The organism is Oscillospiraceae bacterium (genome assembly GCA_025758045.1).
In the GTDB taxonomy this organism is placed as follows: domain Bacteria; phylum Bacillota; class Clostridia; order Oscillospirales; family Ruminococcaceae; genus Gemmiger.
Window position 1 is genome coordinate 170,739 of the sequence record CP107208.1, and the last position, 15,322, is coordinate 186,060.

The window sequence follows — 15,322 nt, forward strand, 5'->3', positions numbered from 1 at the left end:
AAAATGGGGAAAAGTTTCGGGCCGATGACGAGCATCGTCCCCTACAGAAGTGGAGCGTGAGGCAACAAAAAACTCCCCGATCTTCATCGGGGAGTTTATGTACAAATTATTGGTTATCGCCCATGCGGTCGATCTGATCCTGCAATAGCTGGGATACTGGGCGGTTCACGCTGCGCAGGCGGCGTACCGGCTTGGCGGGCGCACGGTGCGGCGTTGCCTTGACCCGGAACTTCTCCGGCTTGGGCGGTGCGGCCTGGGGCTGAGGCTGCTGCGCAGGCTGGGGAGTCTGGGGTACAGGCTGCGGCACAACCGGTACGGCGGGCGCACTTTCCGTGGGCAACGGCTCCACGGGAATATCCGTCTCCGGGGTGCCCTGGGCATAATCGCGCATTTCCACGCCCAGCTCCTTCAACTCGGCCTCGGTCTCATCCAACGCCTGGTAGATGGCCAGAGTCAGGTTATCGAGGTCCAAAGTGGCAGCGCTCAAACGCTGATCCACCCGTGCCAGGCGGTCGCGCACCAGCATTACGCCGGAGGCAATGCCCCGGGCATTCTCGGCCATGCGGGACTTCTGGGTGTCGGCCTGCTGCTTCAGCTCCTTTTCGGCGCTCTCGGCATACAGCTTGGCATCGGCCAGAATTTTCTGGGCTTCCAGCTTGGCTTCCCGCACTACATCGGGCGTGGGGGCCGGGGCTGCGTTCAACTGGCGGGCTGCAGCCAACTGCTGTGTCAGCGTTTCGTTCTGTTGCTGCAGGTCGTGGCATTTCAGCTGCCAGATGTTGGCATTTTTCTGGATCTCCCGGTGCTCGCTCTGCACGCTTTCAGCGACGGATTGAGCTTTTTGCAGCTGCTCGTCGCTTTCGTGGCGTTTGCTCTCGGCCAGGTCAGCCCGCTGGTTGGCGGCGGCTAACTCGGCTTTCAGGGCCTCGATGCGGGCTTCGGCATCACTGCGCTGGCTGCGCAGATCATCCAGCTGGGCTTGAAGCTGGCGCAGCTTTTCCTGGTATTCCAGTTCGTGCTGCTGGGCTTCGTTGGCGAGCGTGTTCATGTACGCCAGGACATCATTTTTATCGAAGCCGCCAAACATACGGGAGCGGAACCCCTGCTCCTGTATGTTCATGGAATCAGATGGCATGGCGTTTTACATCCTCTCGCGGAAAATTTAAAGTCAGGGGCGATCAGCTGCGCTTGTTCAGGATGCTGAGCAGATCGTCGAAGTAATCGCCGTCATCCTCTTCCTCGGCCGGGGCCTGCTTGGCGGCGGGCTGGGCGTCAAAGGACTGGGTGAAGATGGGGTTGGGCATGACGGGGTTGATGTCCTGCTGCGGGGCAGCGGTGCGCTGTGCGGGCTGGGCAACCTCGGCCTGAGCCGGAGCCTCAACAGGCTGGACGGCGGGGGCAGGGGCGACACCGCGCTTGGCATCGACATGGGCCTGGATGGGCTCGTCGACCTCGGGGGTGCTCTCGAAGCCGGTGGCAACGACGGTGATGCTCATCTCGTCGCTCAGGCGCTCGTCGAACGCAGTACCCCAGATGATGTTGGCATCGGGATGTGCGGACTGGGTGATCATGGAGGCAGCGGTCTCGACATCCTCCAGGCCGATGTCCGGGCTGGAAGTGATGTTGATGATGACACCGCGTGCGCCGGCGATGCTGGTCTCCAGCAGCGGGCTGGAGATGGCAGCCTTGGCGGCATTCTCGGCCTTGCCGGCGCCCTTGGCGACGCCGACACCCATGTGGGCGAAGCCGGCGTCCTTCATGATGGAGCGGACGTCTGCGAAGTCCAGGTTGATGAAGGCAGGAATGTTGATCAGGCTGGAGATGCTCTCAACGCCCTGACGCAGCACGTTGTCGGCAGCCTCAAAAGCGTTCATCAGGGTGATGCGCTCCTGGCTGATGAGCTTCAGGCGCTCGTTGGGGATGACGATCAGAGAGTCAACGTGCATCATCAGGGAGGCAATGCCCTGCTCGGCCAGGCTCATCTTGCGCTTGCCCTCAAAGGCGAAGGGCTTGGTGACGATGCCGACGGTCAGGATGCCCAGATCGTGGGCAGTCTCGGCCACGACAGGGGCAGCGCCGGTGCCGGTGCCGCCGCCCATACCGGCGGTGATGAAGACCATCTGGGCGCCCTTCAGGGCGTTGGAGATCTCATCCTTGCTCTCCTCGGCAGCGCGCTGACCGATCTCGGGATCAGCGCCGGCACCGCGGCCCTTGGTGAGCTTTGCGCCCAGCTGGACCTTCTGGGTGGCCTTGGAATTCAGCAGAGCCTGCTGGTCGGTGTTCATTGCGACGAACTCGACACCGGAGAGGCCGGACTCGACCATGCGGTTGACAGCGTTGCCGCCGCCACCGCCCACGCCGATGACTTTAATGTTGGTCACATTTTGCATTTCTTCGTCAAGAACGAATGCCATGAGTGTATCCCCCTAAGTGTTTGTTTAAAGTGGCACAGGACCCAGGGCAGGCCCTGTAAATGGGCACACTGGTCCGTGGATTTTTTGCATATAACTGATTATTAGAATACCAAATTTTCCTGTCAATTTCAATACCTGCGCCAGAATTTTGCAAAAAAATGCCCTCATCACCGCAGAATCCACCAATACGGGCCGGGGGGATGCCCGGTTTTTGGCAGGAACGTAGAAAAATTATGTCTTTTCTGTGATGCAATCGGCCCCAAGGGTGCGCAGATCGCCGGGCAAATCGGCATAACCGCGGGGAATATGGCCGGGGTCCCGCAGGAGGGTCACGCCTTCGGCCCCCAGTGCAGCCAGCAGCAGGGCGGCCCCGCCGCGCAGGTCGGGGGCAGTCACCGCGGCTCCGTGCAGGGCTGCGCGGCCGTCCATATAAAGTGTACGCCCGGCGGTGCGGCACCCTGCCCCCAGGGCGGCAAAGCCCTCGGCGCAGGCAAAGCGGCGGGCAAACAGGTGGTCGTAGATCTCGCTGGGGGCGTCGGCGGTCAGCAGCACGGCGGCAGCCAGGGGCGCGGTATCGGTGGCAAAGGCGGGCCAGGCGTTGGCGCAAAGCGTTTGCCCGCCGCGCAAAGGCCGGGCGGGGCTTCGGGCCAGCGTGACGGTGGTATCCTGGCGGGCAACATCCACGCCCGCCGCCTGCAAAAAGTCGAGAAAGGCCGCATAATAGGCGGGGGCGCAGTGGGTGACGGTCACCTCTCCCCCGGCGCAGGCCAGGGCGGCGGCGTAGGTGGCGGCGGCAATGCGGTCTGGCAGGGGCGTCCAGGCGGTGCCCTGCAAAGGCTTGCCGCCCTGTATCACCACCACCGGCGTACCGGCCCCGGTGATGTGCGCCCCGCAGGCACGCAGAAAGTTCGCTAGGTCGCATATTTCTGGCTCGCAGGCAGCCCCGCGCAGGATGGTTGTGCCGCCCGCCTGGGTCGCGGCCATCATCAGGGTCATGGTAGCCCCCACGCTGGGCAGGCGCAGGGCGAAATCTACCCCGTGGAGCGGTCCGCGCCGCCGCAGTGTCACGGCGATGCCCTCCAATTCCACCTGGGCACCCATGGCCGCCAGCCCGGCCAGGTGGATGTCGACGGGACGGGGGCCCAGCTTGCAGCCACCGGGCAGCGGCAGGCGCACCTCGCCCACCCGGCAGAGCAGCGGTGCCAGGTAGAACACCGAGCTGCGCATGGCCCCGGCGAGGTAGTCGGGAATCTCCCCTTGCAGGTCTTGGCCGGGGGCAACGAACAGGTCACTCCCCTGCCGTTCGGCCTTGGCACCCACGGATTGCAGCAGCGCCAGGCTGGTGGCGACATCGGCCAGGGGCGGCACGGCCCGCAGGCGGCTGGGGGTACGGCACAGCAGGGTGGCAGCCAGCAGCGGCAGTACGCTGTTTTTGGCGGCGGCGGGCCGTATGCGGCCGTGAAGCGTCCGCCCGCCGGTGATGGTGATAAGTTGCATGGGTACCCCCTTTTACGCTGGCTGTGCGTGGAAATTGTAGAGGATGTAGGGGCGAACAACGTGTCAAGCCCGCGGGCGGATGCGAGCATCCACCCCTACAAATCCAGCCACATGGCCTGCTGTAGGGGCCGATGCTTGCATCGGCCCGTAAACCCTGCGGCAACGCAAGGCTCTGCGGGCGACACTGCTCGCCCCTATACTTATATGTCACAAATCGCGCCGGCATTACAGCAGAATCGGCTGCAACTGCACACCGCGCAGGGCGCTTTCCAGCGTATCGGGGATGAGGGTGAAATCGCTTTTGAGGCTGCAGGGCTTTTTGTAGCTGTCGTCCTGGCCGAAGGGCACAAAGTAGTAGTTCCGCCGCTGCAGCAGCTGGGCAATAGCCGGGGCGCTGCCCGAGAGCGCATCGTTGGTGGAGGGCGCCAGAACAACGGGCCGTCCGCCCCGCAGCAGGCTTTTGGCGGCCAGGGTTACCGGCGTGGCGCTGAGGCCCGCTGCCAGCATGGCCATGGTGGTGCCCGTGGCCGGGGCGATGATAAGTGCCTGGGCCATCCCTTTTGGGCCAAGTGGTTCCACCTGCTGCAGGGTGGTCAGCGGTGTTTCGCCGGTCATCTCCTGCAATTGGGCGCGCAGGGCGGCGGCCGTGCCAAAGCGGGTATCCAGCGCGGCGGCGCTGCAGCTTAAAATGGGCAGCACCCGCCAGCCCAGCGCCCGCAGGCGGCGCACCTGGGGCAGCACAGCCGAAAAGCTGCAAAAACTGCCGCATAAAGCAAAGGCCACGGTGCGGGGGCCGTCAGGCCGGTTCATCATGCAGATCACCTCTTTCTTGCAGGATGGTCAGTACGGTTTGGGCGATGAGCGCCCCGGCGGTATCGGGGGCGCACTTGCCGGGCAGGGCCAGGGCGTGTTCGGCCCGGATGCCCAGGGCTTCGGCGGCGTCAAAGTCGGTGCCGCCGGGTAGGCTGGCCAGGTCGATGACCAGCGCCCCGCGGGGCAGCTTTTCCAGCATTTTGCGGGGCAGCACCGGCGCGGGGATGGTGTTGATGACGGTATCATGCTTTGCCAGCAGCACGGGCAGGCGGTCCAGCGGGGCAGCGCGGTGCCCGGCACACCGGGCGTTGGCCCGCTGCACGGCATTGCGGGCGGCAACGGTGGTATGCCCGCCCAGCAGGTCCAGCCGCCGCGCTACCGCCCGGCCGATGCGTCCGTAGCCGAGAACCAGGAAGTCGCTTTCCCAGATGGTGCGGCGGCGCAATTGCAGCAGCAGGGCAAGGCAGCCCTCTGCGGTGGGCACGGCGTTTAAACATTCCAGCTCGGGCCGCTGGAAGTAGTCCAGCAGCGGCAGACTGGCCTGCCGGGCGGCGGCCTGGATGGGTGAACCGGGGCGTCCGGCCAGCAGCAGGGTGCCGGGGCGCACCCCCTGCAGGGTGCGGGCGACGGCATCGCTGACACGTTCCTGGGACATGGGCAGCAGGACAAAATCGGCCTGGCAGGCGGCCTCCGGCCCGATGATGCGGAACCCCGCGGCCTGCAAAGTCTGCGCCGCCGCCCGCTGGCGGGCATCATGCCCCACCACGCAAAAGGTTTTCATAGGCTGTTCCCCCTTTGGGTGTGCTTTCGCCATAGTATGCATGGATTGAGGCGGATGGTGCGGATACAAAAAAGCTCCCTCACAGAGGAGCCTTTTGCGCCGCGTGCAAATAAAAAATCCCGACCCCTCAAAAAGGGATCGGGAAAAATCGAATGGTTTAATAATACTTCAACCCGTTGCACTGGCCACGCCAGACGGCGATGGGGTCGATGGGGACGGTGCCGATGCGCATTTCCACAACGGTGGTCTTGCCGCAGGTGGCAAGGGTCTGGCCTTGCTTGACCTGCTGCCCGGCCTTGATGTCAATGTCGCTCAGCCCGTAGAAGATCGTGCGCACGCCCGCGCCGTGGTCGATGACCAACGTAGTTCCGTAGTCGCCGCCCAGGTCCTCGGCCAGGTCGATCTTGCCGCTGGCGGGGGCAATGACCAGCTCACCGCGGGTGGTGGACAAAATTACGTTCGTACTGGTGCGGCCGCCTGCGCCGGTGTTGGTGCTGCGCTCACTGTAGCGGCGGCCCACATACTCGGTCGCGCCGAAGGTCAGCGTGGTGTTGAGGCGGTTGAGGAACGGCTGTACGAACCCGGCATCCGCCCAGCTGATGCCGGTGGGCGCTGCGGTGAACAGCTTGCTGACCTTGGTGGGGGCGTCGTCTTGCCCGAGGTAGGGCGTGGCGCGCTGGGACTGCGAGGAGTAATCCTTGTAGCTGAATCCGCCGTCGGTCACTTTCAGGTACAGTGTGGTGGAGTAGCGGCCCACCTGCACGTCGATGGTCTCGGTGCCTAAGGCTGCGTTCCAGGGGATGGGCAGGTAGCACACCCAGCCGTTGGAGGACTGGATAAAGCCCTGATTTTTCAGCGTGGTGGTCAGGGTGGGGGCGTCGTTCTCGTAACTGCCGGTCACACGGATGGCGGCTACGCCGCCCTGCTCGATGGTATTCTCGCTTAAATAAACGGACGGCTCGATGGCAATATCGAAGGTGAACAGCCAGGTCTCGGAGCCGGTGATGTCGGCGGCGCCTGCTGCGCGGGAGCCGGTAACGCTGGCCACCAGCTTGGCGGTGTAGGTGCCGGTCTCGTCAAAGCAATAGCCGCTGAACTCCGACAGCGTACCCTCGAACACGGTCTCCTTATTGGCGTCGGTCACGGTCAGCTGGGTGGCATAGTTGGTGGAGCTGATCGTAATATCCGGCGACAGCGTGGAGATGGGATCCTCCAGCACAGCGGGGACGGAACTATAAGTTTCGGCGTAGGTACGCTTGAACCAGTTGCCGATGACCGGCACATGCCACTTGTAGGCCGAAGGCTCCAGTGTCTGCCCGGCGAAGGTCACGCTGATGGAAGGCAGCATATCGGGGGTGGCGCTGCGGTACAGGTAGGCCACGCCGATGCCGGCCACCACCAGCACAAACACCACCACCAGCAGCAGCCACCTGGCCATGCCGGTCACGCCGCTGCGCACAACATCCCCCACGGTGGCGGGGGTGTCATCCTCCGCCGCATCGTCTTCGGACGAGGTGTCGGTATCCTCCCCGGCGGGAATATCCATGTTGGCGGTGATCTGCTCCACCGAGAGCTGCACCGTGCGGGTCATGTCCAGCAGGCGCTTTTCATCGATGGACGGCAGCTCCACGGTCTCCTCGTCGGCCTCAGCGGCATCCAAGGCAGCGTCTTCGTCAGCTGCGGCCTCCTCCGTGGGGGCCTCTGCGGGGGCATCCTCCTCTGCGGGGGCGCTGTCCTCAGCAGGCGTTTCCGGCTCTGCTTCGGGTTTGCCTTCTTCGGCGGGGGCTTCCTCGGGTGCTTCCGGCGCTTCGGGGGCGGCATCTGCCGCTTCTTCAACAGGTTCCGCTTCGCTCTCCCCTGCCGGTTCGGCGGGGGCATCCTCGGCAGCGGCCGTAGCGACGGCTTCTTCCGCCGGCGCGGTCTCCGCAGGGGGCGCGGCTTCGGGCTGCGGGGCTGCCTGGGGGGCAGTATCTGGTGCGGCCTGGGCCGGGATGTTGTCGTTTTTCTTGCTCATCTGTACTCTTCCCAAAATCCTCTTGGTGTTGCCCCATCGTGGAAAAACAGGCGGTAGCCGGGGCCGGGCTGTACCCAATGAAAAATTTATTCAGACTCGCGGTATTGCAGACCACTGCGGCCCGCCATGGCGGGCTCCGGGTCTACCGATTTGCTGCCGATGCGCAACTCAAAGATCAGGTCGTGGTCGGTGCCCGCCATGCCTACGGGGGAGCCGGCTTCGATCGTCTGGCCGCGCTGGGCGGTGACGGTCTTTAACCCGAACAGATAGCTTTTCACGCCGCAGCCGTGGTCGATGACCACCGTGCCGCCGGTCAGGGTCAGGGTATCCGCCAGCACGACGGTGCCGCTCTGGGGTGCGGTGATGGTCTCGTTGTCGGGGGCGGAGTAGGTCAGCCCGGTGGATTGGCCGCTGCGCTGGCCGTCCCGCATCTGGATGTCGCCGTAGTGCACGGCAATGGCGCTGCTGCTGGGGGCCACGAACAGCCCGTTCCACAGCTTTTGGCCGGTGCTGTTGGTGTACAGCGGCCAGATGGCGTTGCGGTACTCCTCGGCCCCGCCCACGTCTTCCTCGGCGGGCAGTTCCACCGTCTTGTGCTGGGTGTTGGTCACGGTCAGGGTCAAGTCGCGGGTCAGGCTGCCGCAGGTCAGCTGCAGGGTATGGTCGCCGCCCTCGGCGTTATAGGTGATAGGGATATACCCCATGTAGCCGCCGGCGGTGCGGCGGAACCAGACGGTGCCCAGGTCGGTCTCCAGGCTCGGCTCACCATCCAGAATACCGGTGAGATACAGCGCCACCACGCTGCCCTGGGCGGCGCGGTCGCTGCTCAGGGTCACGGTGGGGGCCATCGACATGGTGTACCCGGCGCGGTAGGCGTACCAGCCCTGGGCGTCGGCGGGGGGCTCGTTCTCCTGGTGGTAGGCTTTTACAATAATTTGGTAGTCGCCGTTGGCGGCGTAGGTATAGGTGTTGCAGGTGGAGGCATCGCCGGTCCAGGCCGTGCCGTCGGGCGCGGTGATGGTCACTTCGGCGCGGGTGACCCAATCCGGCAGCACCAGCTGGGGCGCGGTATCGGTAAAGGCGCCCAGCTTTTGCACGGTCAGGTTGGTGGGGCTCTGGTAGTGCTTGCTTACTTTGTCGCCCAGCACGGGGATGGTCCAATCCCACCCGTTGGGGGTGAGGGCGGTGTCCCCGAAGGTGACAGCCTCCTGCGGGAGGTCTTTTTCGCCGGTGCGGCTGTAGAGAAACGCGGCGGTGCCGCCTAAGATCAGCGCGACCATGGCAATGACCATAGCAAGCCAGAGCAGCAGTTTGCGCATAGTTTTCTCCTATAGGCAGTAGCGATGGAAAAGCCGGACGCACAAGGCGGCGCCCGGCTGAGAGACTCAGTTTTTACTCGGCGTCAGCGGCGTCGGCTGCGGGCTGGGCGGGGATCTTTTCGTAGACGGTGTCGTCCTGGAAATCGTCATCATCGTCGTAATCGTCACCGTCATCGCTGAACAGCAGGCGCTCGTACTCGTCCAGCTCCTTCTCGCGGTGATAGAGGTAGAGGGCGGCGGCGGTCAGGGCACCGGCAGCAGCAAAGAAAAAGGCCAGCACAGCACCGAACGTGGATTTCTTCATCATGGGGAAAACTCCCTTCCTGGCGGTAAGAATACCGTAGATTCGTAATTTTTTCTTTCGGGCGGTCTGCGAGGCAGATACCGCTATGCCCCTATTATACCCGACCCGGGGCCGGAATACAACACAAGAATTGTAAAATTTGAAAGTTCCTTGGTTGTGCCATGCCTGCTTTAACGATTTAAAGAGCTGACTTGACATTCGTGGGAAAATGGGGTTTACTTTACTATAGTAGATTGTTGAAAGCCTCCCTCTGTGAGGGAGGTGGCCCGAAGGGCCGGAGGGAGAGACAATTCCTATATTGCCTGCTAAATCGTAGGCTCTCTCCCCCCACCGCCTATCGGCGGAGCCCCCTCCCAGGGGGCCTTTTCAAGCATCCGCTTGGACCCACGTATGATATATTATACTTACAAAGGATTGAAAATCTATGCAAAAAGACCTGACCACCGGCAGTGTATTCAAAAATGTGCTTTATTTCTCGCTGCCCTACCTGCTGTCGTATTTTTTGCAAACGCTGTACGGCATGGCAGACCTGTTCATCATTGGCCAGTTTGAGGGCACAGCCAGCATCACGGCGGTGTCCATCGGCAGCCAGATCATGCACATGATCACGGTCATGCTGGTGGGGCTGGCCATGGGTGTTACCGTGGGCATCGGCCGGGCAGTGGGCGCCCACGATGACCGGGGCGCAGGCGCGGTCATCGGCAACGCGGTCATGCTGTTTCTGGCGGTGTCGGTGGCTATGGCCGCAGTGCTGACGGCGCTGGTGCAGCCGATTTTAAGCATGATGTCCACCCCGGCCGAGGCTGTGCCCGGCGCGGCGGCTTACCTAACCATCTGCTTCATCGGCATCCCCTGTATTACGGCGTACAATATTATTGCGTCCATCTTCCGCGGACTGGGCGATTCCCGCAGCCCGATGTACTTTATCGCGGTGGCCTGCGCGGCCAACATCGGGCTGGACTACCTGTTTATGGGGGCACTGCACATGGGCCCCGCCGGTGCGGCGCTGGGTACCATGCTGGCCCAGGGTATCAGCGTTGTCGTCTCGCTGGCGGTCATTCTGCGGCGCAAAAGCGGCATCCGGCTGTACAAAAGTGACCTGCAGCCGCAGAAAAACGTCATTGGCCGCATCCTGCGCATCGGCGTGCCGGTGGCCTTGCAGGACGGACTTATCCAAATCTCGTTTTTACTCATCACGGTCATTGCCAACCGGCGCGGCCTGACGGACGCCGCCGCTGTGGGCATCGTGGAGAAGATCATCAGCTTCATCTTCCTGGTGCCGTCCTCGATGCTGTCCACGGTGTCGGCGCTGGGGGCCCAGAACGTGGGCGCAGGAAAGCACGACCGTACCGCCGGGACACTGTACTACGCCATCGGCATTTCGCTGGCCTTTGGGGCTATCGTGGGTGTGCTGGTGCAGTTTATCGCCCCCAATGCCGTGGCTCTGTTTACCAGCGACGCGGCTGTGGCTGCGGCGGGCGGCTGGTATCTGCGCGGGTATATCTGGGACTGCTTCTTTGCGGGTATCCATTTCAGCTTCAGCGGGTATTTCTGCGCTTACGGCCGCAGCGAGCTTTCGTTCCTGCATAACATTTTGGCCATCGTGCTGGTGCGTGTGCCGGGGGCCTATTTCATGTCCAAGCTGTTCCCGGACAACCTGCTGCCCATGGGCCTTGCCACGGCGGTCGGCTCGCTGCTGTCGGTGCTCATCTGCCTGACAGCCTACCTGCTGCTGAAACGCAAAGGCACCTTTGGAGGGAAAGCAGCGTAAACTACTATCATCACTATCATTTTCATCATTATCATCATTTGCATCATCACCAGCATAGTTTGCTTATTATCCATATTATCCTTACTATCCAAACTATCCTATCCATCCTACCCATCACAACCATCCTATCCCGCATCATATAGAATTATTATATAATATAACATAAGTTACAATAGGATACTTATGATGCTTAGGAGGGATGTGATGGGTAAAGATGGAAAGGATAGTAATGATAGTAATGAAAATGATAGTAATGATAAATAGGATAAATAAGCGAAATAGGATAGTGAATTTATAGTAGGCATATAACTGCAAAAAGCTCCCTCAATACGAGGGAGCCTTTCTGTTTTATTACCGTTTTACATATGCCCCAAACGCGTTGGGCACGGGGTACACCTCGGCCAATTGTTCGGGGGCGGCCCAGACGAAACCGTCCGGCAGTGCGCAGGCATCGGCTCGTCCGCGCCAGCCGGAAAGCTGCCACACCCGGTGGGTGAACACATGCTTCGCGGGCGGCAGCGGCTCGGTCAACGTGGCCTGTACGCCCAGCTTCGCCAGCGCGGCGGTCAGCTCGTCCTTGGTCAGTGCCTTTTCCCAGGCGGCGGGCTGCCACAAACCGGCCAGCAGCCCCTTGGCAGGGCGGCGCTGCAAAAGCAGCCCTGCGTCGCTCTCCACCAAAGCCACCGTCACGGGCACCGTCGTCTTGGCCTTGGGGGCGGGCTTTACCGGCAGCTCCCCTGCCCTGCCGGCGGCGTACCCTAAGCAGCGGTCGGCCAGCGGGCAGGCCTCGCAGTGGGGCGTGCCGGGGATGCACACCAGCGCCCCTAACTCCATCAGCGCTTCGTTGTAAGGGCCGGGCGTGGCCTTGGGCATCTGGTCCAGCACACGTTGGGTAAACAGCCGTTTGGCGGCAGGGGTCATCACGTCGGCGTCATCGTTGTACAGCCGGGCAAACACCCGCAGCACGTTGCCGTCCACGGCGGGTGCCGGGATGCCAAAGGCAATGCTGGCAATGGCCCCGGCGGTGTAATCCCCGATGCCGGGCAGGCTGCGCAGGGCGTCGTAATCGGCGGGCAGGTCGCCGCCGTACTGCTCGCAGACGATGCGGGCGGCCTTTTGCATGTTGTTGACGCGGTTGTAGTACCCAAGCCCCTGCCACAGCTTGCGCAGGGCGTCCGGCTCACAGACGGCCAGGTCGGCGGGGGTGGGCAGTGCCGCGATAAAGCGGTTGTAATACGGGATGGCCGCGGCTACGCGGGTCTGTTGGAGCATGATCTCGCTGACCCAGATATGGTAGGCAGAAGGCTCCTGCCGAAACGGCAGGAGCCTTTTATTAGCCTGAAACCATTGCAGCAGCGGTGCAGCAATGGGCTGCATTAAAAACCACCGCAGGTACGGGGGAACGGGATGACATCGCGGATGTTGGGGATGCCGGTGACATACATCAGCAGACGCTCAAAGCCCAGGCCGTAGCCGGCATGCTTCACACTGCCGAAGCGGCGCAGGTCGAGGTACCAATCGTAGTCAGCGGGGTCCATGCCCAGCTCTTTGATGCGGGCGGTCAGTACGTCGAGGCGCTCCTCGCGCTGGGAGCCGCCGATCAGCTCGCCGATGCCGGGCACCAGCATATCAGCGGCGGCCACGGTCTTGCCGTCCTCGTTCTGGCGCATGTAGAAGGCCTTGATCTCCTTCGGGTAGTCGGTGACAAAGACCGGCTTCTTGAAGATCTGCTCGGTCAGATAGCGCTCGTGCTCGGTCTGCAGGTCGGTGCCCCACTCGACTTTATACTGGAAGTTGTCGTTGTTCTTCTTCAGCAGCTCGATGGCGTCGGTGTAGGTGACGCGAGCAAAGTCAGAACCGGCGACCAGCTCCAGGCGCTCGATCAGGCCCTTGTCAAAGAACTGGTTGAAGAAAGCCAGCTCATCGGGGCAGTTGTCCAGCAGGTAGCGGATGACGTAGCGGGTCATGGCCTCGGCGGTCTCCAGGTAGGTGTTCAGGTCGGCAAAAGCCATCTCCGGCTCGATCATCCAGAACTCGGCCGCATGGCGGGTGTCGTAGCTCTTCTCGGCGCGGAAGGTGGGGCCGAAGGTGTAGACGTTGCCCAGGGCCATGGCCATGGCCTCGGCCTCCAGCTGGCCGGAAACGGTCAGGTTGACGGGACGCTTGAAGAAGTCCTTGGTGTAGTCCACGCCGCCTTCTTCGTTGCGGGGGATGTCGTTGAGGTCGAGGGTGGTCACCTGGAACATCTCGCCGGCACCTTCGCAGTCAGAGCCGGTGAAGATGGGGGTGTGTACGTAGGTGAAGCCGTGCTCATGGAAGAACTGGTGCAGGGCAAAAGCAGCCTGGCCGCGCACACGGAACGCCGCGTTGAAGGTGTTGGTGCGGGGGCGCAGATGGGTCATGGTGCGCAGGTAGTCCATGCTCATCTTCTTTTTCTGCAGCGGGTACTCGGGACCGCAGGGACCCAGCACGGTGATGGTGTCGGCGTTGATCTCAAAGGGCTGCTTGGCGTTGGGGGTCAGCACCAGGGTGCCGGTGACCTCAAAGCTGGTGTACAGGCCGCACTTGGCGATCTCGGCATAGTTGGCCAGTTTGTCAGCCTGGAAAACAATCTGGACGGGCTTATAGCAGCTGCCGTCGGACAGCGAGATAAAGCCGATATTTTTAGAATCGCGCACAGTTTTGGCCCAGCCGCAGACAGTGACCTTGGTACCATCGGCAGGGGTAGCGGTGTACAGCGATGCAAGTTCCGTTCTCTGCATGGAAATTCCTCTCCTCTATAACAATAATTATATTTATTATAACTAGTGTTGCAGGAAAAGTAAAGAACTGATTTTTACGGCTGCTGTCCGCCCAGCAGCTCCGCCAACGCCAGCGCAGCGAATTCCCCGGCCCGGAGGGCCTCCTCCAGCGTATTTCCGTGGCCGCCGATCTCGATCAGCAAACTGCCGGTGGTCAAATCCTGGTTGTAAAACCGGTAGCCGCATAACACCGGCCGCGTCAGGCCGGGAAAGCGGCTCTCCATGGCTTCCTCCCAGGCGGCGGCAAAGCGCAGGTTCAGCCGCCAGTTGGGCAGGTTGATGGTGCTGCCGTTGTCGCACCCGGCAATGATCATCACCTGGGCGGTGCTTGCGCCGTCGATGGTGCACACCGGCTTGACCAGCGTGCCGTCGGCATCCTCGATGGCATCCCGGTGGACGTCCAGCACCACTTTGATCGACGGATACTGCCTCAGATACTCCTGGGCCGTGGCGCGGCTGCGGTCGTAACTCTCGGTGTAGCTGGGGGAATCGTGCAGCGTTTCGTCGTGCAGCGTGTGGATGCCCGCCGCGTTCAGCACCTCGGCCATGCGGGCACCCACGGCGCACATGTTCAGCGCGGTGTTGCGGGTACGGGCGGCAGCACTGCGGTCGTATAGTAAATCGGGCCAGGTCTGGTAGGTCTCGGTGGCGTGGGTGTGCAGGATCAAAACCTGCGGCTCATCGCTGTTTAGTTCCACGGCAAAAGGCAGGTTGGCGGTGGTCACTGCCGCCCGCAGGTCGGCGTCGGCGCAGGCGGTGCTGTTGCGGATGCTGCCCGCCGAAAGTGAGATGCTGCCCTCTCCCCTGCCGTGGCGGAACTGCTCGGCCCGGATAAGCCCGGCGTCCTCGATTTGCGGTGCGGTGCTGGGCTGCGGCGTAGGGCTTGGTTCCGGCGTGGGCGAAGCTGTGGGTGTTGGCGCCGGGGCCGGCGCAGGCGTAGGCTGTACCGGTGCCGTTGTGGGGATGGGCTGCGGCCCGGGGCGCGGCAGGGCGCAGGCCACTGCGGCCGCCGGGGACTGCATGGCCAGCAAGGCATGCTGCAAAATAGCCCGCTCCGGCAGGCAGGCCGCTGCCGCCAGCACCGAGGCGCAGGACGCGGCAAACACCACCCCGCCCGCCAGCCAGGCGGCGGCACGGTGCATAAAATCCATGCGGGCACCCCCTTTCCCAACCAATTTATGCGAAAAATCCGATTTTCATGAAGTTTTTTTTGAAAAACACTTGCAAGACCGAAAAAAATGTGGTAGGATAACTTGTACTGTTATGGGGAACCAAGGAGGTGGAACGAATGCCTAACATTAAGTCTCAGAAGGATCGTGTTGTCCAGTCTCAGAAGGAGGCCATGGCCAACAAGGTCGTCAAGTCCAACCTGAAAACAGTGATCAAGAAGGCAGACGCTGCCATCGTCAGCAACGCCGCTGATAAGGACGCTGTTATGAAAGCCGCTGTCTCTGCTATCGACTCTGCCAAGAGCAAGGGTGTCATCCATAAGAACACCGCTGCCCGTAAGGTCAGCCGTCTGGCTAAGCGCGCTAACAAGGCCGCTCAGTAATTGATCGCATGAACAATGCCCGCCGAGAAATCGACGGGCATTTTCATTTGTATATG

The 15,322-nt window shown here is 62.2% G+C and carries 13 protein-coding genes; 2 read left to right on the forward strand and 11 right to left on the reverse strand.

Going from position 1 to position 15,322, the window contains the following annotated elements; genetic code table 11:
* Positions 1 to 106: 106 nt before the first annotated feature.
* The 8 genes from OGM81_00935 to OGM81_00970 all read right to left on the reverse strand — a co-directional run bounded on the left by OGM81_00935 (position 107) and on the right by OGM81_00970 (position 9,145).
* Positions 107 to 1,135 (reverse strand): hypothetical protein, encoded by a 1,029-nt coding sequence (locus OGM81_00935; GenBank protein ID UYJ43747.1) that lies wholly within the window; start codon positions 1,133 to 1,135, stop codon positions 107 to 109.
* Between the two features lie 43 nt (positions 1,136 to 1,178).
* Positions 1,179 to 2,414, reverse strand: a complete 1,236-nt coding sequence (gene ftsZ, locus OGM81_00940) for a cell division protein FtsZ (protein UYJ43748.1) — start codon at positions 2,412 to 2,414, stop codon at positions 1,179 to 1,181.
* Positions 2,415 to 2,645: 231 nt separating this feature from the next.
* Positions 2,646 to 3,911: a UDP-N-acetylglucosamine 1-carboxyvinyltransferase gene (locus OGM81_00945; GenBank protein ID UYJ43749.1), complete on the reverse strand. Its 1,266-nt coding sequence runs from the start codon at positions 3,909 to 3,911 to the stop codon at positions 2,646 to 2,648.
* 225 nt (positions 3,912 to 4,136) lie between these two features.
* Positions 4,137 to 4,724 (reverse strand): dipicolinate synthase subunit B, encoded by a 588-nt coding sequence (locus OGM81_00950; protein ID UYJ43750.1) that lies wholly within the window; start codon positions 4,722 to 4,724, stop codon positions 4,137 to 4,139.
* Positions 4,708 to 5,505 carry a dipicolinic acid synthetase gene (locus OGM81_00955; protein UYJ43751.1) on the reverse strand — a complete coding sequence of 266 codons (798 nt, stop codon included), beginning with the start codon at positions 5,503 to 5,505 and terminating at the stop codon, positions 4,708 to 4,710. The genes OGM81_00950 and OGM81_00955 overlap by 17 nt, the downstream gene beginning before the upstream one ends.
* Positions 5,506 to 5,662: 157 nt before the next feature.
* The gene (locus tag OGM81_00960; GenBank protein UYJ43752.1) at positions 5,663 to 7,519 is read right to left on the reverse strand and encodes a M23 family metallopeptidase; all 1,857 of its coding nucleotides are present in this window, start codon (positions 7,517 to 7,519) and stop codon (positions 5,663 to 5,665) included.
* 86 nt (positions 7,520 to 7,605) lie between these two features.
* A complete protein-coding gene (locus OGM81_00965; protein UYJ43753.1) occupies positions 7,606 to 8,838 on the reverse strand; it encodes a M23 family metallopeptidase in 1,233 nt (410 codons plus the stop codon).
* Positions 8,839 to 8,911: 73 nt separating this feature from the next.
* Positions 8,912 to 9,145, reverse strand: coding sequence for a phosphatase (locus tag OGM81_00970; GenBank protein UYJ43754.1), 234 nt, complete (start codon positions 9,143 to 9,145; stop codon positions 8,912 to 8,914).
* Positions 9,146 to 9,566: 421 nt separating this feature from the next.
* Between OGM81_00970 and OGM81_00975 the strand changes: the two genes are divergently transcribed.
* Positions 9,567 to 10,913, forward strand: a complete 1,347-nt coding sequence (locus OGM81_00975) for an MATE family efflux transporter (protein ID UYJ43755.1) — start codon at positions 9,567 to 9,569, stop codon at positions 10,911 to 10,913.
* 351 nt (positions 10,914 to 11,264) lie between these two features.
* On the opposite strand, the gene OGM81_00980 is transcribed toward OGM81_00975, so the two are convergent.
* From OGM81_00980 to OGM81_00990, 3 genes are all read right to left on the reverse strand, one after another.
* Entirely contained in the window at positions 11,265 to 12,290 is a 1,026-nt protein-coding gene (locus OGM81_00980) for an A/G-specific adenine glycosylase (protein UYJ43756.1), read from the reverse strand.
* Positions 12,290 to 13,675: an asparagine--tRNA ligase gene (gene asnS / locus OGM81_00985; protein ID UYJ43757.1), complete on the reverse strand. Its 1,386-nt coding sequence runs from the start codon at positions 13,673 to 13,675 to the stop codon at positions 12,290 to 12,292. Before asnS ends, OGM81_00980 begins: the two co-directional genes overlap by 1 nt.
* Before the next feature lie 74 nt (positions 13,676 to 13,749).
* Positions 13,750 to 14,865, reverse strand: a complete 1,116-nt coding sequence (locus OGM81_00990) for a stage II sporulation protein P (GenBank protein UYJ43758.1) — start codon at positions 14,863 to 14,865, stop codon at positions 13,750 to 13,752.
* 137 nt (positions 14,866 to 15,002) lie between these two features.
* Here OGM81_00990 and rpsT point away from each other — a divergent pair, with 137 nt between their 5' ends.
* Positions 15,003 to 15,266: a 30S ribosomal protein S20 gene (rpsT, locus tag OGM81_00995; GenBank protein ID UYJ43759.1), complete on the forward strand. Its 264-nt coding sequence runs from the start codon at positions 15,003 to 15,005 to the stop codon at positions 15,264 to 15,266.
* Positions 15,267 to 15,322: the final 56 nt, after the last annotated feature.